2 protein-coding genes are annotated in these 21,350 nt (G+C 63.8%); both read left to right on the top strand.

All coding sequences use genetic code 11. The features are described from left to right. Nucleotides 1-13: 13 nt before the first annotated feature. Complete coding sequence (locus tag J5M72_RS14400; protein WP_207865994.1) at nucleotides 14-13,012, top strand: non-ribosomal peptide synthetase; 12,999 nt, start codon at nucleotides 14-16, stop codon at nucleotides 13,010-13,012. After that, on the top strand, nucleotides 13,009-21,309 hold the full coding sequence (locus tag J5M72_RS14395) for a non-ribosomal peptide synthetase (RefSeq protein WP_207865992.1): 8,301 nt from the start codon (nucleotides 13,009-13,011) through the stop codon (nucleotides 21,307-21,309). Before J5M72_RS14400 ends, J5M72_RS14395 begins: the two co-directional genes overlap by 4 nt. Nucleotides 21,310-21,350 lie beyond the last annotated feature (41 nt).

The following is a 21,350-nucleotide window of genomic DNA, read 5'->3' as shown; positions in this document are numbered from 1 at the left end:
GCAGGTTACCCCCATGCAATTTCGCGAGCTGATGGCCGTTATTTCCACCCATGCGATCCGCCTTCAACAGGACGATGAAGACCTGGTCATTCTGGGCGATGACGACGCACTGGACGATGCGTTGTGGGACAGCCTCGCCAAACACAAGGCGCAGTTGCTGGAACTGGTGGCGAGCCACGGCGGCGACTGGTCGAGCCCGGCGCTGCGCATCACCCCGGACATGCTGCCGCTGGTGCAACTGGATCAGCCGGCCATTGACCGTATCGTTGCCACGGTGCCGGGTGGCGTGGCGAATGTGCAGGACATTTATCCGCTGGCACCGTTGCAAGAGGGGCTGTTGTATCACCATCTCTCCGCACCCGAGGGTGATCCCTATGTGTCGCAGGCGCGGTTCACGTTCGACAGTCGCGAACGGCTGGAGGCATTCACCGAAGCGTTGCGTCGGGTGATCGAGCGCCATGACATTTTGCGCACCTCCATCCTCTGGGAGCATCTGGACGAACCTGTGCAGGTGGTCTGGCGTGAAGCCCCGCTGGTCTGTGAGGAAGTCGATCTGAATGTCCGCGAGGACATCCTCGCGCAATTGCTGGCACGCCACGACCCGCAATACTTTCGCCTCGACCTGCGACAGGCCCCGTTGTTGCGGCTGGTGTTCGCCGAGGATCCGGCCAACGACCGGGTGGTCGCGTTGTTGCTGTTCCATCACATGATCATGGATCACGTCGCGCTTGATGTGGTGCGCCGGGAAATTCAGGCCTATCTGTCCGGCCGCGACGCCGACGTCGCGAGGGCGGTGCCATTTCGCGATCATCTGGCGAGGGCACGCCTGGGGTCGGATGAGCAAGCACACCAGGCATTTTTCCGCGAGATGCTCGGCGACATCGACGAGCCGACACTGCCCGGTGGCTTGCACGATGTACAAGGTGACGGACAGGGCATCGAGGAAGTCTCGTGCATGCTCGACAGCGATCTGAGCCAGCGCCTGCGGACCCACGCGCGACAATCGGGGGTGAGCGTGGCGAGCCTCATGCACCTGGCCATGGCGCGGGTGCTGGGTCAGCTGTGCGGGCGCTCGGCGGTGGTGTTCGGCACCGTTCTGTTGGGACGGATGAACGCGGCTGACGGTGTCGAACAGGCCTTGGGGATGTTCATCAATACGCTGCCTTTGCGGGTGGATGTCGGCGCGTCGAGCGTTCATGACGGCGTGCTGGCGACGCACCGACGCCTGACCGCGCTGCTCGCCCATGAGCAGGCGTCCCTGGCACTGGCCCAGCGTTGCAGCGCCGTGGCGGTACCGACGCCGCTGTTCAGCGCCATGCTCAACTACCGCCACAGCAGCGTGGAGGAAGTCGCCGAGGTGATCGAGCTGTCACCGGGGGTGCAGGTACTGGGCGCCCGCGAGCGCACCAATTACCCGCTGACCGTCAACATCGATGACCTGGGTCAGGACCTGCGCATCACGGTACTGGCCGATGTGACGCTGAGTGCCTCACGCATCGCCGGTTACCTGCGCACGGCACTCGACAGTCTCGTCGATGCGTTGCAGCACAACCCACAAGCCGCATTGCACAGCTTGAACATACTGCCGCCCGCCGAGCGCGAGCACTGGCTGTATGGCGTCAACTCACCGAAGGCAACGTTTCCCGACACGCCTTTGATCCATCAGCAATTCGAAGCGCATGCGCACAATCGGCCCGAGGCGGTCGCGTTGCTGTTCGAGGGCCGTACTTACAGCTATGGAGCACTCAACCGACAGGCCAACCAGGTGGCCCATCGTTTGCTCGCCCTCGGCATTCGCCCGGATGACCGGGTAGCAATCTGCGTCGAGCGCGGCCCGCAAATGATCGTCGGCCTGCTCGGTGTGCTCAAGGCGGGTGCCGGTTACGTGCCGATCGATCCGGCTTATCCGCTGGAGCGCATCACCTTCACCCTGCAGGACAGTGCGCCGGTGGCGGTGCTGATGCAGGCCGCGACTCTGGATCGGATTGCCGGGCTCTCCGTGCCGCAGATCGACCTTGACGACCAAGGTTTGCAAAATGAACCGGAGTCCAATCCACAGATCCCGGACTTGAATCCGGCGCATCTGGCCTACGTGATCTACACCTCGGGTTCCACCGGGCTGCCCAAAGGGGTGATGGTCGAGCACCGCAACGTGGCACGTCTGTTTGGCGCGACCCACGACTGGTTCCGGTTCAGTGCGCAAGACGTCTGGGCGTTGTTCCACTCGTTTGCCTTTGACTTCTCGGTCTGGGAAATCTGGGGCGCGCTGGCTTACGGCGGTCAGTTGCTGGTGGTGCCGCAACACATCAGCCGCTCGCCGGACGAGTGTTACGCGTTGCTCTGCCGCACGGGTGTCACCGTACTCAACCAGACGCCAAGCGCGTTCCGCCAGTTGGTCGCCGCTCAGGGCCGCAGTCCGTTACAGCATTCGCTGCGCGAAGTGATTTTTGGCGGTGAGGCGCTCGATCCGGGATCGCTCAAACCCTGGTACGCGCGGATCGGCAACGCCGGCACCCGACTGGTGAATATGTACGGCATCACCGAAACCACGGTGCATGTGACCTATCGACCGCTGGTGGCGGCAGACGCGCAACTGACCGCCAGCAGCCCGATCGGCGTGCGCATTCCCGACCTGCAGCTGTACGTCCTCGATGCCCGGCGGGAACCGGTGCCGGCCGGGGTGACCGGTGAGTTGTACGTGGGCGGCGCCGGGGTTGCCCGAGGGTATCTGAATCGTGAGGCGTTGACTGCCGAGCGCTTCATCGCCGATCCGTTCAGCGGGCATGCCGAAGCGCGTTTGTACAGGACCGGCGATCTGGCACGCTGGACGGTGGACGGCGAACTTGAATACCTGGGACGCAACGATGACCAGGTGAAAATCCGTGGTTTCCGTATCGAACTTGGCGAGATCCAGGCACGTCTTGCCGCCTGCGACGGCGTGCGCGATGCGGTAGTGATAGCCCGCGAGGACAGCCCCGGCGACACGCGTCTGGTGGCCTACTGGCTGGCCGCCGAAGGTGTCGAACCGAGCGTTGCTCAACTGCGCGATCACCTGCTGGCCTCGCTGGCCGAGCATATGGTGCCGGGCGCGTTCGTGCGCCTTGATGCCTTCCCGCTGACGGCCAATGGCAAACTCGATCGCCGGGCGTTGCCGCAGCCTGACAACGAAGCCTTCGCCCGGCGGGCGTTTGAAGCACCGCTTGGCGAAATCGAAACCCGCATCGCCGTGATCTGGCAGACCTTGCTCGGGCTGGACCGGGTGGGCAGGCATGACAATTTCTTCGAGCTGGGCGGTCATTCGCTGCTGGCGGTGAAGCTGATCGAGCGCATGCGTCAGCAGGACATGCAGTGCGACGTCCGTGTGCTGTTCGGCCAGCCGAGCGTGGCGGCACTCGCGGCGACGCTCGGTAGGACCTCCACGTTCAGCGTCCCGGCCAATCGCATCGAACCCGGTTGCACCCGCATCACCCCGGACATGCTGCCGCTGGCCACGCTGGATCAAGCGGCCATCGACCGTATCGTTGAGACCGTCGAGGGCGGTATCGACAACGTGCAGGACATCTATGCCCTGGCACCGTTGCAGGCGGGCATCCTCTATCACCATCTGGCCATTGCCGACGGTGACCCGTACGTGTTGCAAGCGCAGTTCGCCTTCGACGGACTGGCGCAGATCAAGGCGTTCGTCCGCGCATTGAACAGCGTCATCACCCGGCACGACATCCTGCGTACCAGTGTGGTCAGGGAAAACCTCGACGAGCCAGTGCAAGTGGTGTGGCGTACGGCGCCGCTGGCACTGGAGCGGGTGGATGCCGATCCGCAGGACGGTGATGTGTTGCAGCAAATGCAGGCACACTTCGATCCGCGACACTATCGCCTGGACTTGCAGCGTGCGCCGTTGATGCGCTTCGCCTACACCGAAGACCCGTTGCAAAACCGCTGGGTCGCAATCCTGCTGTTGCACCACATCGTGCTCGATCACACCGCGCTTGAGGTGTTGGTAGCCGAGATGAGCGACGCCCTTGACGGGCAAGTCGACGCGCTGCCGCCCCCCGTGCAATACCGCAACTATGTCGCTCAGGCCCGTCTCGGTTCGAATACCGGGGCACATGAAGCGTTCTTTCGCGACATGCTCGGCGACATCGTTGAACCGACCCTGGCGTTCGGCCTGCGAGACGTACTCGGCGATGGCACAAACATCGTGGACAGCGAACTGGCACTGGATGAGCATCTTGCCGGGCGCCTGCGCCAACAGGCCCGCACGCTGGGCATCAGCGTTGCGAGTCTGGTGCATCAGGCCTGGGCCCAGGTCCTTGCCCAGATCTGCGGGCGCGAGGAGGTGGTATTCGGCACGGTGCTGCTGGGGCGCATGCAGGGTGGAGAGGGCGCCGACCGTTCCTTGGGTATGTTCATCAACACGCTGCCGCTGCGGGTCAATGTCGGGGCGACGGCGGTGGAGGCGGGTGTCAGGGCGACCCACGAGCGTCTGGCGCAACTGCTGGTGCATGAGCAGGCGCCGCTGATGCTGGCTCAACGTTGCAGTGGCGTGACGGGTTCAGAACCGCTGTTCAATACCTTGCTCAACTATCGCCACAGCGCGCAACAGACGGCTACGCCGGGATGGGAGGGCATCCGGATTCTCGATTCTCGTGAGCGCAGCAACTATCCGCTGGTGGTCAGCGTCGATGACCTTGGACAGGGTTTCCGGCTGTCTGTACAGGCAGTGCCCGAAGTGGATGGCGCGCGGGTCTGCGATTATCTGCAAACGGCGTTGGACAATTTGCTGAGCGCGCTGGAACAGGATCGCCATGCGCCATTGAATCAGGTGGCGATTCTGTCGGCGGCCGAACGCCAGCGCGTGCTGGTCGGTTTCAATATCACCGGTCGCGACTTTGCCCACGGTCATGTTGTGCACCAATTGTTTGAAGCGCGAGCGGCGATCCAACCCGACGCTGTAGCAATGGTGCAGGGCGGGCAACGTCTGAGCTACGACGGGTTGAACCGCCGCGCCAACCGCCTGGCCCATCACCTGATCGGTCTCGGCGTGCAACCGGACGATCGCGTCGCGCTCTGCGTGCAGCGGGGTCCGCAGATGCTGGTCGGGCTGCTGGCGATCCTCAAGGCTGGCGCCGGTTATGTACCGGTCGATCCGGCGCATCCGGCAGAACGGATCACTTATCTGTTGCAGGACAGCGATCCGGTGGCGGTACTGGCACAGACGGCCACTCGCGATCTGCTGGGCGCCGTGCCGGTGATCAATCTTGACAGTGACGCCTGGCAGCATCTGCCGGACAGCAATCCACAGTTGCCGGACCTGACCCCCGAGCATCTGGCCTACGTCATCTACACCTCGGGCTCCACCGGCCAGCCGAAAGGCGTGATGGTCGAACACGCGACCCTGGAAAACCTTGTGCACTGGCACGCCGAAGCCTTCGACCTGCACGCCGGCAGCCACACCGCCAGCGTTGCCGGGTTCGGCTTTGATGCGATGGCCTGGGAAGTCTGGCCGGCGTTGTGCGTCGGGGCGACGTTGCACCTGCCACCGGAATCGGTGAGCAATGAGCACCTGGACGAACTGCTCGACTGGTGGCGAGCGCAGCCGTTGCAGGTGAGTTTCCTGCCGACGCCGGTGGCCGAATACGCCTTCAGCCGCGAGCTGCAACACCCGACCCTGCGCACGTTGCTGATCGGTGGCGACAAGCTGCGTCAGTTCAACCGTGCGCAGACCTTCGCGGTGATCAACAACTACGGCCCGACCGAAGCCACGGTGGTCGCCACGTCCGGCCCGGTTGAAGTGGGTCAACCGCTGCACATCGGCCGGCCGATGGCCAACGCCCGCATCTATCTGCTGGATGACCAGCAACGCCCCGTGCCAGTAGGTGTGACGGGCGAGTTGTACGTCGCCGGCGCCGGTGTGGCGCGGGGCTACCTGAACCGTCCCGATCTGACCGCCGAGCGCTTCCTGAATGATCCGTTCAACGAAGGGCGCATGTACCGCACCGGCGACCTCGCACGCTGGTTAGCGGACGGCAATATCGAATACCTGGGCCGCAACGACGATCAGGTGAAACTGCGCGGTGTGCGGGTTGAACTGGGGGAAATCGAAGCAGCGCTGGCCAGCCATCCGGCAGTGCAGGACGCAGTAGCGCTGGTGCGCGACGGCCAGTTGCTGGTGTGGTTCACCGAGCGTGCACCGGCCGATATCGAAGCCCTGCGCAATCATCTGCAAACCCGATTGCCGCAAGCCCTGATCCCGGCCGCCTACGTGCGACTCGACGCCTTGCCGCTGACCGCCAACGGCAAACTCGACCGCAAGGCCTTGCCGGAACCGGATCAAAGCGCCTGGCTCAGCCGTGAATACGAAGCCCCGCAAGGCCCGGTGGAATCTGCGCTGGCGCAGATCTGGGCTGACGTCCTGAAGCTGGAAAAAGTCGGTCGCCACGACAACTTCTTCGAACTGGGCGGCCACTCGTTGCTGGCGGTCAGCCTAATCGAACGCCTGCGCCAGATCGGCCTCAACACCGACGTGCGCGTGCTGTTCAGCCAGCCAACGCTGGCTGCACTGGCCGCTGCGGTGGGCAGCGGTCGTGAAGTCGAAGTGCCGGCCAATCGCATTCCGGCCGGCTGCACCCACATCATCCCGGAGCTGCTGAGCCTGACCGAGCTGGATCAGGCCAGCATTGACCGGATCGTTGCCACCGTGCCCGGCGGCGCCGCCAACGTGCAGGACATTTATCCGCTGGCGCCGTTACAGGAAGGCATTCTTTACCACCACCTGAGTGCCGCCGAGGGCGATCCCTACTTATTACAGTCATGTCTGGCCTTTGCCAGCGTCGAGCGCTTGCACGCTTTTGCCAACGCCTTGCAAAAGGTGATTGCGCGCCACGACATCCTGCGCACCAGTCTGGTTTGGGAAGGATTGCCGAGCCCGCAGCAAGTGGTGTGGCGAGAGGCTGCGCTGATGGTGCAACCGGTGGCTCTTGATCCACTGGATGGCGATATCCTCGATCAGTTGCGCGCACGCTTCGATGCCCGGGATTTTCGCCTCGACCTCGGTCAGGCACCGCTGATCCGTCTGATGTATGCCGAGGACCCGCTGCATGGCCGGGTGGCAGGCGTTCTGTTGTTCCATCACGTCGTGCTGGATCACACGGCGCTGGAGGTGGTTCGCCGGGACATGCAGGTGTATCTGCCGGGGCAGATTGAGTCTTTGCCGCCCGCCGCGCCGTACCGCAACTACGTCCATCAGGCCCGCCAGGGCATCAGCGAGGAAGAACACGAAACCTTCTTTCGCGAAATGCTCGGTGATATTGACGAGCCGACCCTGCCATTCGGCTTGCAGGACGTACAGGGCGACGGCCGCAACATCGAGGAGCATTCGCTGGCGCTGCCAGTGGAATTGAATCGGCACCTGCGCCGCCAGGCGCGGCAATACGGGGTCAGCGTCGCGAGCCTGTTTCATCTCGCCTGGGCGCGGGTGCTGGCGGCGACTTCCGGACGCCGGGACGTGGTGTTCGGCACCGTGCTGCTGGGGCGCATGCAAGGCGGCGAGGGCGCGGATCGGGCTTTGGGGATGTTCATCAACACCTTGCCGCTGCGCGTGGAGGTTGACGGGCAGAGTGTGAGCGAAGCGGTTCGCACGGTTCATGAGCGGTTGGCGGCTTTACTGGGACATGAGCATGCGTCGCTGGCACTGGCTCAGCGTTGCAGCGCTGTGGCCGCCCCTTTGCCGTTGTTCAGCGCGGTACTCAACTATCGGCATGGCGGCCACGACGCTGCGCGAGTGCCTGTTGATCCGGTCTGGCAAGGCATCGAATTTCTGGCCCAGGACGGGCGCACGAATTATCCGCTGACCTTGAGCATCAACGACCGGGGTGATGGCTTCAATCTGTCGGTGCTGACCCCGGATCATGTGGGGGCGCAGCGTGTCTGCGAGCTGATGCACACCGCTCTCACGGAACTGGCGACAGCGTTGGCCGACAACCCCGGACAGGCCTTTGAACGTCTCAACGTGCTGTCAGCGGCGGCGCGCGCGCAGCTGCTTGGCGACTTCAACGCGAGCACGTCGGTTTACCCGTCAGCGCAAGGTGTTCATCGTCTGTTCGAAGCGCAGGTTGCGCGCACGCCGGAGGCCGTGGCGGTTCAGGCGGGCACGCAGCGCCTGACGTTCAGGCAATTGAACCAGCGCGCCAATCGCCTGGCCCATCATCTGCAGGGGCTGGGTGTCACCACCGAGACGCGAGTGGCGATCTGTCTCAAACGCAGCCCGGACATGCTGGTCGGCTTGCTGGCGATCCTCAAGGCCGGCGCCTCTTATGTACCGGTCGACCCGGCTTATCCACCCGAGCGCATCGCTTACATGCTGGCCGACAGTACGCCGAGGGTGGTACTGGTTCGCGACGCAGCACTGCCTGATCAGGCTGGCGTACCGGTGATTGATCTCGCCCATGAAACCTGGTCAGGCCTGTCGGTTGCTGATCCGCAGGTCGCCGATTTTACGCCGGACAACCTGGCCTACGTGATCTACACCTCGGGCTCCACCGGCCAGCCGAAAGGGGTGATGGTCGAACACGCGACCCTGGAAAACCTTGTGCACTGGCACGCCGAAGCCTTCGACCTGCACGCCGGCAGCCACACCGCCAGCGTGGCCGGCTTCGGTTTCGATGCGATGGCCTGGGAAGTCTGGCCGGCGCTGTGCGTCGGCGCGACGTTGCACCTGCCGCCGGAAACGTTGAGCAACGAGCACCTGGACGAACTGCTCGACTGGTGGCGAGCGCAGCCGTTGCAGGTGAGTTTCCTGCCGACGCCGGTGGCCGAATACGCCTTCAGCCGCGAGCTGCAACACCCGACCCTGCGTACCTTGCTGATCGGCGGCGACAAGCTGCGTCAGTTCAACCGTGCGCAGACCTTCGCGGTGATCAACAACTACGGCCCGACCGAAGCCACGGTGGTCGCCACGTCCGGCCCGGTTGAAGTCGGGCAACCGCTGCACATCGGCCGGCCGATGGCCAACGCCCGCATCTATCTGCTCGATGACCTGCAACGCCCCGTGCCGGTAGGTGTGACGGGTGAGTTGTACGTCGCTGGTGCGGGCGTGGCGCGGGGCTACCTGAACCGTCCTGAACTGACCGCCGAACGCTTCCTGAATGATCCGTTTAACGAAGGGCGCATGTACCGCACCGGCGACCTCGCACGCTGGCTGGCGGACGGCAATATCGAATACCTGGGCCGCAACGACGATCAGGTGAAACTGCGCGGTGTGCGGGTCGAACTGGGGGAAATCGAAGCGGCGCTGGCCAGCCATCCGACGGTGCAGGACGCCGTGGCGCTGGTTCGCGACGGGCAGTTGCTGGTGTGGTTCACCGAGCGTGCGCCGGCCGATATCGAAGCTCTGCGCAATCATCTGCAAACCCGATTGCCGCAAGCGCTGATCCCGGCGGCTTACGTGCGACTCGACGCCTTGCCGCTGACCGCTAACGGCAAACTCGACCGCAAGGCCTTGCGGGAACCGGATCAAAGCGCCTGGCTCCGCCGCGAATACGAAGCCCCGCAAGGCCCGGTGGAATCTGCGCTGGCGCAGATCTGGGCAGACGTCCTGAAGCTGGAAAAGGTCGGTCGCCACGACAACTTCTTCGAACTGGGCGGCCACTCGTTGCTGGCGGTCAGCCTGATCGAACGCCTGCGCCAGATCGGCCTCAACACTGACGTGCGCGTGCTGTTCAGCCAGCCAACCCTGGCCGCCCTGGCCGCGGCGGTGGGCAGCGGTCGTGAAGTCGAAGTGCCGGCCAATCGCATTCCGGCCGGCTGCACCCACATCACTCCGGAGTTGCTGAGCCTGACCGAACTGGATCAGCCAAGCATCGACCGGATCGTTGCCACGGTGCCGGGTGGCACTGCCAACGTGCAGGATATTTATCCGCTGGCGCCGTTGCAGGAAGGCATCCTCTATCACCACTTGAGCGCGGAGCAGGGTGACCCGTACCTGCTGCAATCGCGGCTGGCCTTCGACAGTCTCGAGCGGCTAGACAGCTTTGTTGCGGCGCTGCGCCAGGTCATTGCGCGTCACGACATCCTGCGTACGGCGGTGGTCTGGCAGAAACTGGCCGAACCGATGCAAGTGGTGTGGCGTCACGCAGACCTGCCGGTGCAGGCGATCGTGCTCGATCCGGCGGATGGCGACATCCTCGAGCAGTTGCACGAGCATTTCGATGCCCGGCACTACTGCCTCGACATCAGCCAGGCGCCATTGTTGCGTCTGGTGTATGCCCGTGATCCGGCTCACGACCGGGTAGTCGCGATGTTGTTGTTCCACCATCTCGTGCTCGATCACACCGCGCTGGACGTGGTACAGCACGAAATGCTCGCCTGCCTGCAAGGGCATGAAGCTTCGCTGAAGGCGGCCGTGCCTTACCGCAACTACGTGGCGCAGGCGCGGCTGGGTGTCAGCGAGCAGGAGCACGAAGCGTTCTTTCGGGAAATGCTCGGCGACATCGACGAGCCGACCCTGCCGTTCGGCTTGCAGGATGTACAAGGCGACGGTCGCGATATCGAGGAAACGCAACAGGCCCTGACCGCTGCCACCGGCCAGCGTCTGCGCAGTCTCGCGCGGCAACTGGGCATCAGCGTGGCCAGCCTGTTCCACCTCGCGTGGGCGCAGGTGCTGGCGGCGACGTCCGGACAGGAGCGGGTGGTGTTCGGCACGGTGCTGATGGGCCGGATGCAGGGCGGCGACGGGGCCGACCGGGCGTTGGGAATGTTCATCAACACCTTGCCGCTGCGGGTCGATCTCGGAGATACGCCAGTGCGCGAAGGGGCTCGGGCGACGCATGCGCGGCTCAGTGCGCTGCTCGGCCATGAACACGCGTCACTGGCGCTGGCCCAGCGTTGCAGCGGCGTGGCCGCGCCGTCGCCGCTGTTCAGTTCGATGCTCAATTACCGGCACAGCGCCGACGAGGCGCAACAGCAAAGCGTGCGTCAGGCCTGGCACGGCATCGAGACTCTGAGCAGCGAAGAACGCACTAACTATCCATTGAGCATGGGCGTCGATGATCTGGGCAGCGGTTTTGTGCTCACCGCCATGACCCCGGCGGGCGTCGGCTCGCAACGGATCTGCGACTACATGCAGACCGCGCTGGAGACACTGGCGGATGCTCTGGAACAGGCACCGGATCAGCCGCTGAACCGCTTGCCGATCCTTGACGGCGCAGAACGTCAGCGGGTGCTTTACGACCTTAACGTCACCGGCACAGCCGACAATCTGGAGCAAACCGTTCACGGGCTGTTCGAGGCGCAAGTACAACGCACACCGCAAGCCGTTGCGTTGCAGGCCGGTGAGCAGCGGCTGACCTACACCGAGCTCAACGCACGGGCCAATCGTCTGGCCCATCACCTGCGCGAACTGGGCGTGGGGCCGGATTCGCGGGTGGCAATCTGTGTCGAGTGCGGGCTGGAACTGATCGTCGGTCTGCTCGGCATCCTCAAGGCGGGCGGTGCCTATGTGCCGCTGGACCCGGCGTATCCGAAGGAGCGTCTGGATTACATGCTCAAGGACAGCGCCCCGGTGGCGGTGCTGGTGCATGGGGCGACTCGCGCCTTGCTCGACGAGAGCACCGCGCGGGTGATCGATCTGGATCAGGACCACTGGACATTCAACCCGGATGACAACCCGCAAGTGCCGAACCTGAGCGCCTCGAACCTGGCTTACGTGATCTACACCTCCGGTTCGACCGGTGCGCCGAAGGGCGTGATGGTCGAGCATCGTGGCGTAGGCAATCTGCTGCACTGGAGTTCGCAGCTGTGTCCCGTCGTGGCGGACGGCGCCCTGTTGCAGAAGACCCCGTTCAGTTTCGACGCCTCGGTATGGGAGCTGTTCTGGCCGCTGAGCGCTGGCCTGCGTCTGGTGCTGGCACGTCCTGACGGGCATCGCGAGCCGGCGTATCTGGCGCAGGTGATTCGCGAGCAGCGGATCAGCGTGATCCAGTTCGTGCCGGTGCTGTTGCAGCAGTTCCTCCAACAGAACGAGGTCAGCCAGTGCAGCAGCCTTACCGACGTATTCTGTGGCGGCGGCGACCTGACGCCGGCGCTGGCGCGTCTGGTACGTGAGCGTTTGCCGCAGGTGCGTCTGCACAACGTTTACGGCCCGACTGAAGCCACGGTCGACAGCACGGTGTGGACGCTGGAACCGTCGATGCCGGTACCGGGCAGCGCGTTGCCGATCGGACGGCCGATCAACAACACCCGTCTCTATGTACTCGATGCTGCCGAGCGGCCGGTGCCGATGGGCGTCATCGGTCAGTTGTTCATTGGCGGTGCCGGGGTTGCGCGGGGCTACCTGGGGTTGCCGCAGTTGATGGCCGAACGGTTTATCCCGAGCCCGTTCGTGGCCGGCGATCGGCTATACGCCACGGGCGACCGGGTGCGCTATCGCACCGATGGGCAGCTCGAATTCATCGGGCGCAACGACTTCCAGGTCAAGCTGCGTGGCCTGCGTCTGGAACCGGGTGAAATCGAGGCGCAACTGCTCAGCCATCCGGCGCTGCGCGAAGCCGTGGTGCTGGTGCGTGAGGAGCGTCTGGTGGCGTACTTCACCTGTAGCGCCGAGGCGGGGCAACCGGGGATCGAGGTGTTGCGCGAACACCTGCTCGCACGTTTGCCGGATTACATGGTGCCGTCGGCATTCGTCGCGCTAGACAGCCTGCCGCTGAGTCCCAACGGCAAGGTGGATCGCAAGGCATTGCCCGCACCGGATCAGGCTGCGGTCAGTCACCGCGAATACGAAGAGCCGGTCGGCGAGATGGAAATCCTCCTTGCGCGACTGTGGTGCGAATTGCTCAAAGTCGAACGCGTCGGGCGGCAAGACCATTTCTTTGAGCTGGGTGGGCATTCGTTGCTGGCAGTCAATCTGATCGGGCGTCTGCAACAGGAAGGTATCGAAGCCGATGTCCGGACGTTGTTCGAGCAACCGACTCTGGCTGGTTATGCAGCCATCACGGAAAGAATGGAGATCGTCCTGTGAACCTGAATGAACTGTTGGCGACACTGAAGACAAAAGACATCCAGTTGGCAATCACGGACGGACAATTACGGGTCAATGGCAACAAGCAGGCCCTGAGTGAACCGGCCTTGCTGGCCGCGTTGCGCGAGCACAAGCCGGCATTGATCGAGCTGATCGAGGCGGGCGATTACTCGGCCGCACGGGAGGGACAGGTTGAAGTGCCGGTCAATGGCATTTCACCGGGCACCACACGGATCACCCCGGCGATGCTGACGCTGGTCGAGCTGAGCCAGGACACCCTCGATCAAATTGTCGCGCAGATCCCTGGCGGCGGCGCCAATGTCCAGGACATCTATCCGCTGACGCCGTTGCAGGAGGGCATCCTCTACCACCACGCGAGCGCTGCACAGGGTGACCCGTATGTGATGCAGGCGAAATTCGCGTTCAGCGGACTCGCGCGGTTCGAGGCATTCGTCCAGGCGTTGCAGACCGTCATCCAGCGCCACGACATTCTGCGCACCGCCATCGTCTGGGAAGGACTGGACACGCCGGTGCAAGTGGTCCTGCGAAATGTCGGGTTGCCTTTGGAGGCAATGCAGCTCGATGCGGCTGAAGGCGATGTCCTGGAACAGTTGCATGCGCGATTTGACGCCCGGCACTTTCGCCTCGACGTGACTCGCGCGCCGCTATTGCGCCTGGCCCATGCCTGGGATGCAGAGGCCGGGCGTATCGTCGCCATATTGCTGTTTCACCACATGGCGATGGATCACTCGGCGCTCGCTGTCGTCAGCGAGGAAATGCAGGCTTGCCTGTCAGGGCAGAGCGCCAGACTGGGACCGCCCGTACCGTTTCGCAATTATGTCGCCCAGGCGCGACTAGGCATCAGCGAGTCGGAGCACGAGGCATTTTTCCGCGAGATGCTCGGTGACATCGACGAGCCGACGTTACCGTTCGGTCTGCAAGGCGTGCATGGCGATGGTAGCGACATCGAAGAGTGTGGTGTGCCACTTGACCCTTTGCTGGGGCAGCGTCTGCGAGCCAGTGCCCGGTCGCTCGGCGTGAGTGTCGCGAGTCTGTTCCATCTCGGCTGGGGGCAGGTCCTCAATGCACTCACCGGAAAGTCGGCTGTTGTGTTCGGTACCGTGTTGATGGGTCGGATGCAAGGGGCGGAGGCGACCGACCGCGCGCTGGGCATTTTCATCAACACCTTGCCGCTGCGGGTCGAGGTCAGCGCGCTGGCAGCGAGTGACTCGGTGAAGGCCACCCATGCGCGTCTGACCCGTCTGATGCGTCATGAGCACGCCCCGCTGGTGCTGGCCCAGCGCTGCAGCGGGGTGGTCGGGTCATCGCCGCTATTCAATTCGCTGCTCAACTACCGGCACAGCACCTCGAGCGCCAATGCCAGTGCCGAAGCGCTCTCGGCCTGGGAGGGGATCAGCGTCCTGCATGCGCAAGAACGCACCAATTACCCGCTGACCTTGAGCATCGATGACTTTGGCGATCATTTCAGCCTGACGCTGCTGGCCACCCGTGAAGTCGAGGCACAGCGGATCTGCGGCTATATGTTGTGTGCCATGGAAAACCTGTTGCAGACGCTGGAGCAAGCGGCGGATACGCCGTTGAGCCAACTGTCGGTGTTGCCCGCTCTGGAGCGCGAACAGCTGTTGACGGGGTTCAACGCCAGCAATGTCGAATACGTTCGCGGACAGACGATTCATCAACGCTTCGAGGCGCAGGTCGTCGCGCGACCGCAAGCGTTGGCGGCGGTGCACCTGGACAAGCAACTGACGTTCGACGAACTGAATCGCCAGGCCAACCTTCTGGCGCATCGCTTGATCGATCTGGGCGTGCGACCGGATGACCGGGTAGCCATCGTCGCCCGTCGAGGACTGGATACCCTGGCCGGAATGCTCGCAGTACTCAAGGCCGGCGCCGGGTATGTACCGATCGACCCCGCGCATCCGGCCGAACGCTTGAATTATCTGCTGGGTGACTGCGCACCGGTGGTGATCCTGACCTCACGTGACCTGCTCGCACGGCTGCCGACGCAGGAGCGGCCGGTGCTCGATCTCGACCCTTGCACCTGGCGCCCAGGCAATGACACCAATCCGCTGGTGCCGGGACTGTCCGAAGCGAACCTGGCTTATGTGATCTACACCTCGGGCTCCACCGGTTTGCCCAAGGGCGTAATGGTCGAGCATCAGACACTGGCCAATCTGGTCGATTGGCACAGCAACGCCTTTGACCTGTGCGCCGGTCGGCATACGTCGAGTCTGGCCGGGTTCGGCTTCGACGCGATGGCCTGGGAAGTCTGGCCATCGCTGTCCGTCGGCGCGACCCTGCACCTGGCGCCCGCTCAGGATGGCGGCGAAGACGTCGACGGGCTGCTGGCCTGGTGGTGCGCGCAACCGCTGGATGTGAGTTTCCTGCCGACGCCCGTCGCCGAATACGCCTTCAGTCGGCATCTCGAGCACCCGACATTGCGCACCTTGCTGATCGGCGGCGACCGCTTGCGTCAGTTTTCGCGCAATCAGCATTTCGATGTGATCAACAACTATGGCCCGACCGAAGCCACCGTCGTTGCCACGTCCGGACGGATCGAGGCGGGGGAGGTGCTGCACATCGGTAAACCGGTGAGCAATACCTCGGTGTATCTGCTCGACGACCAACAGCGCCCGGTGCCGATCGGTGTGTCCGGCGAGCTGTATATCGGTGGCAGAGGCGTAGCGCGCGGCTATTTGAACCGTGCGCAACTGACCGCTGAACGCTTCCTGCCGGACCCGTTCAGTCAACGCCCGAATGCGCGTATGTATCGCACCGGCGACCTTGCCCGCTGGCGCCGGGACGGGACGATCGAATACCTGGGGCGCAACGATGACCAAGTGAAAATCCGCGGCATGCGCATCGAACTGGGGGAAATCGAAAGCCGTCTGCAGCAGCTCCCCGGCATTCAGGAAGTGGTGCTGCTGGCCCGTGAAGACGAGCCCGGACAACCACGGCTGGTGGCCTATTTCACCGAGCAGGCCCAGGTGCAGCCACTGGCTGTGGCGCAACTGCGCGAGCATCTGCTGGGCCAGTTGCCCGAGTACATGGTGCCGGTCGCGTTCGTCAGACTCGACAGCCTGCCGCTGACCGCCAATGGCAAACTGGATCGCAAGGCCTTGCCGTTGCCGGAGCGCACGGCGCTGCTCACACGCGAGTACGAGGCGCCGCAAGGCGAATTGGAATGCACGCTGGCGCAGATCTGGGCCGAGGTTCTGCAGGTCGAGCGGATAGGGCGTCAGGATCATTTCTTTGAGTTGGGCGGCCATTCGTTGCTGGCCATGCGCATGGTTGCGCAAGTGCGCCAGCGGCTGGGCGTGGAGCTTGCGCTCGGCGAGTTGTTCGCCAATGCCGACCTGGCGTCGGTGGCGCAGTCGCTTGCCCGGGCCGGACGCTCGACGCAGCCGCCGATCCTGCCGGTACCACGGGAAGGCGTATTGCCGCTGTCGTTTTCCCAGCAGCGATTCTGGTTTCTGGCACAGATGGAAGGTGCCAACACGGCTTACAACATTCCGATCGGCCTGCGTCTGCGCGGTGTGCTCGACGCCGATGCGCTACAGCGGGCGCTGGCGCGGATTGTCGCCCGGCACGAAAGCCTGCGCAGCCGCTTCGCCCCCTGCAATGGCGACGCCCAGGTGCTGATTACCCCGCCCGACAGCGGCGTGCTGCTGCGTGTCGAGGACTTGCGCCAGCACCCGCAGGCCGACAAAGCCTTGCAGGCGCTGATTCAGGGGGAAGCTTCAGGCCCGTTCGACCTGCAGGACGATCCGTTGATTCGCGGGCGACTGGTGCGTCTGGCCGACGATCACCATGTGCTGCTGATCACCTTGCATCACATCATCTCCGACGGTTGGTCGATGGAGGTGCTGACCCGCGAGCTGATGGCGTTGTATCAGGCTTTCAGTCAGGGGTTGGCGGACCCTTTGCCGCCGCTGACATTGCAATACACCGACTATGCCGTCTGGCAGCGACGCTGGCTGAGCGGGGAAGTATTGCAGCGCCAGAGCGACTACTGGCAACGCACGCTGGCCGATGCGCCAGCCTTGCTGACGTTGCCTGCCGACCGACCCCGGCCGCCGCAACAGGATTACGCCGGCAGCAGCGTCGAAGTGTGCCTGGACGAGCGCTTGAGCGCCGGGCTCAAAGCCTTGAGCCAGCGCCACGGCGTGACGCTGTACATGACGATGCTGAGCGCGTGGGCGATGCTGCTCAGTCGTTTGTCCGGGCAATCGGACGTCGTGGTCGGCTCACCGGTGGCCAACCGTTTGCGGGCCGAAATCGAGGGACTGATCGGGTTGTTCGTCAATACCCTGGCGTTACGCATCGATACCTCCGGTGAGCTGAGCGTCGAAGCGTTGCTGGCGCGGGTCAAGGCGCTGACCTTGCAGGCCCAGGACCATCAGGACCTGCCCTTCGAGCACGTGGTGGAAATCGCCCGACCGGCCCGCAGCCTGGCCCACAGTCCGCTGTTCCAGACCATGTTCAACTGGCGCAACAGCGACGGGCCGGTATTGGCGCTGGGGGATCTGACCCTGGAAGCGGTGGCCGAGCCGAGTCACTTCGCCAAGTTCGACCTGACCCTGACCCTGGGTGAATCGCCCAACGGGATAAATGGCTGGATGGAGTACGCCACAGCGCTCTTCGATGAGGCAACGGCGCGGCGCTATATCGGTTACTTCCAGCGTTTGTTGCAGGCCATGGTCAACAACGACCAGGCAGTGCTGGAACACGTGCAGATAATCGAGGATCAGGAACGCACGCAGTTGCTCGACGAACTCAACGCCACCGCGCGGGATTGTCCGCAAGTGCTGACCGTGCAGCGGGTGTTCGAGATGCAGGCCGCCGAGCATCCGCAAGCCGTCGCTGCGGTGCATGGGACGCAGGTGTTGAGTTACGCAGAATTGAACCACAGCGCCAATTGCCTGGCTCATCATCTCATCGCTCAAGGTGTGCGGCCCGGTGATCATGTGGCGATTCTGTTGCCACGCTCTCTGGAGCTGCTGGTCGCACAGTTGGCGATCATCAAGTGTGCGGCGGCCTATGTGCCGCTGGACATCAACGCACCCGCCGAGCGTCAGGCATTCATGGTGCAGGATTGTCAGGCGGTCGCACTGTTGACCGGCAGCGATCAGACCATCGATTACCCGGTCCGGCGAATGGATCTGGATACCCTGGCGCTTGCCGGGAGTCCTTCGCACAACCCGGATCTGCCTCAGTCCTCGGAGGCGTTGGCGTACATCATGTACACCTCGGGCTCCACGGGCACCCCGAAGGGGGTCATGGTGCCGCATCGCGGCATTACACGCCTTGTGATCGATTGCGGCTATGCCGATTTCAACCCGAGTGACCGGGTGGCATTCGCGTCGAACCCGGCGTTCGACGCGAGCACCATGGACATCTGGGGCGCCTTGCTCAACGGTGGACAGGTGGCCGTGATCGATCATGGGATCTTGCTCGACCCGCAGGCATTCGGTCGGGAACTGGAGCGCTGCGGGGCGACGATCCTCTTCGTCACCACCGCGTTGTTCAATCAGTACGTGCAATTGATTCCCGAGGCGCTCAAAGGGCTGCGCATCCTGCTGTGCGGTGGCGAGCGTGGTGATCCGGCGGCGTTTCGAAAGCTGCTCGCCGAAGCGCCGGACCTGCGCCTGGTGCATTGTTATGGCCCGACCGAAACCACGACGTACGCCACCACCTTCGAAGTGCGTGAGGTGGCGCCGGATGCCGACAGCGTTTCGATTGGCGGCCCCATCGGCAATACCCGCGTATATGTGCTGGATGACCGGCAACAACCGGTGCCGTTCGGCGTCACCGGCGAGTTGTACATCGGCGGTCAGGGGGTTGCACTGGGCTATTTGAACCGGCCTCAACTCAGTGCCGAGAAATTCCTCCGGGATCCGTTCAGCGACAATCCGCAAGCCTTGATGTATCGCACGGGCGACCTGGTGCGCTGGCAGGCGCCGGGGCGACTGGAATGTATCGGCCGCAATGATGACCAGGTGAAGATCCGCGGCTTTCGCATTGAGCTCGGGGAAATCGAAAACCGCCTGTTGAGCTGTCCGGGCGTCAAGGAAGCGGTGGTCCTGGCCCGACGCGACGAACAGGAGCCAACGCGGCTGGTGGCCTATTACACGGCGCACGATCCTGCATTGCAGGGCGCTACTCTGCGCGCACTGCTGCAAGCAAGGTTACCGGAGTACATGGTACCGACCGCCTGGGTGGCGCTGGAGAGCCTGCCGCTGAACAATAACGGCAAGGTCGATCGCAAAGCGTTGCCGGCGCCGACACACCAAGCGCTGCTCATTCGTGACTACGAAGCGCCGACCAATCCTCTTGAGGCGTCTCTGGCCGGGCTCTGGGCGCAAGTGTTGCAAGTCGGACGGGTAGGACGCCATGACAACTTCTTCGAACTGGGCGGGCATTCGCTGCTGGCGGTGCGGCTCGTCGATCTGATGCAAAAGGCCGACATGCCGGTTTCGTTGGCCGAGCTGTTCCAGCATCCAACTGTCGAGGCTGCTGCCACGCTGTTGTGCCAGCGCAATGACGCTGTGCGGCGTCATGACGGCGTGATCGTGGTGCGTGCAAGCGACCGGGGCACGCCGTTGTTCCTGGTGCATGAGTTCAGTGGTCAGGACCTGTATTTCCCGGCGCTGGGCATGCACATCGGCGGCGAGTTTCCGATTTACGGCTTGCCGGGTATCGATCCCGGTAGCGCGCAACTGCGCACCATGGAGTGCCTGGCAGCCCGGCTGGTCGAGGTGATCCGCGCCAGACAACCCCACGGCCCCTATCGGCTTGCCGGTTGGTCGTTCGGTGGTGTGCTGGCTTATGAAATCGCGTCGCAACTGCTCGGGTTGGACGAGGCAGTGGCGTTCGTCGGGCTGATCGACACCTACGTGCCGCGCCTGGCCGATCCGAACAAGGCGCAGTGGAACGATGCACATGTGCACAAGCGCCAATTGCTTTTGCATTGCACGGCGCATTGGGCCGGGCGTGATCCCCAGGGGCAGCAAGCACTGGCGCGTCTGGCCGTGTTGCAGACCGAACTTGAGCAGTGGGCGTTCGCCGATTTGTTCAACCATTGTCACGAACAACAGCTGCTCAGACCCGAGCTGGCAGCTGTCGCGTCGGCGGATGCCTGGCATTACCTCGACCGGGAGGTGGCCCACGGACATGCGTTGGCCCATTACCGGATCAACCCGGTCGGTCTGCCGTTGCATCTGCTGCGTGCCAGGGAGCGTTCGGCGCCAATGTCACGACTCAGCCCCACGTGCGGTTGGGCTGAAGAACTGCCAGGTGTGGAGCTGAACTGCATTGATGTTCCGGGCGATCACCAGAGCATGATGAAAGCACCGCACGTTCAGGCGCTGGGGCAGGCCCTGACTAAGGCGCTGGAAACGGCAGCTGCGCCAGCGCCAACGGCTTATCAGCCGATCCTGACGATTCAGACCGGTCACACCGGGCATGCACCGATTTTCTGCGTGCCGGGGGCCGGGGACAGTGTCACCGGGTTCATCCACCTGACCGAGGCGCTGGGGCCGGAGTGGCCGATTCATGGGCTGCAACCCCGGGGCCTCGACGGCGCGACCGTGCCACACAGCAGGGTCGAAAGCGCCGCCACGTTCTACCTGCGGGCGCTTGAGCAGTTGTACCCGCAGGGACCGGTGCATCTGATCGGGCATTCGTTTGGTGGCTGGGTGGCTTACGCCATGGCGGCGCAGTTGCAGGCGGCGGGGCGCGAAGTGGCGTCCCTGACCCTGATCGACAGCGAATCACCTGGCGGCAACAGTGTGGTGGGCAAGCCATATACCACGACGGCGGCGATGTTGCGGCTGATCGAGTCGCTGCAGTTGTCCAGCGGCAAGTCTCTGGGCATCGATGCGCTGGCCTTCGCCGAGGCTGACGACAGCACGCAAATGCGCCTGCTGCATGACGGGATGGTGCGCGCGGGTGTGCTGTCCGAACGTGCGTCAGTCGATGCGATGCAGGGGCCGGTACGCACCTTCGCCACGGCGCTGCGTACGGTCTATCGACCGGCGCTGGCCTACACCGGGCCGGTGCGTCTGGCGCTGGTGGACGACCCGACCCTGGACGCCTCGGGCAACCGGCGCGAACAGACGGCGATGCTTGAAGGCTGGCAGCGTGAGGCCAGGGATCTGGCGGTGTGGTACGGCCCGGGCAACCATTTCACGATCCTCAAGGCGCCCAACGTCTTCAGTCTTGCGGCGTGGTGGCATGACGGGCTGACGGTGGCGGCGGGTCAAGTGTTGTCCTGATTGAAGCTTTTATCCTGGAACCCGGCCGCTGGCCGGGCTCA

The organism is Pseudomonas sp. 58(2021) (assembly GCF_017491585.1).
In the GTDB taxonomy this organism is placed as follows: domain Bacteria; phylum Pseudomonadota; class Gammaproteobacteria; order Pseudomonadales; family Pseudomonadaceae; genus Aquipseudomonas; species Aquipseudomonas fluorescens_BT.
The sequence above is the reverse complement of the archived record's forward strand: the minus strand, read 5'-3'. Positions and strand labels throughout refer to the sequence as shown.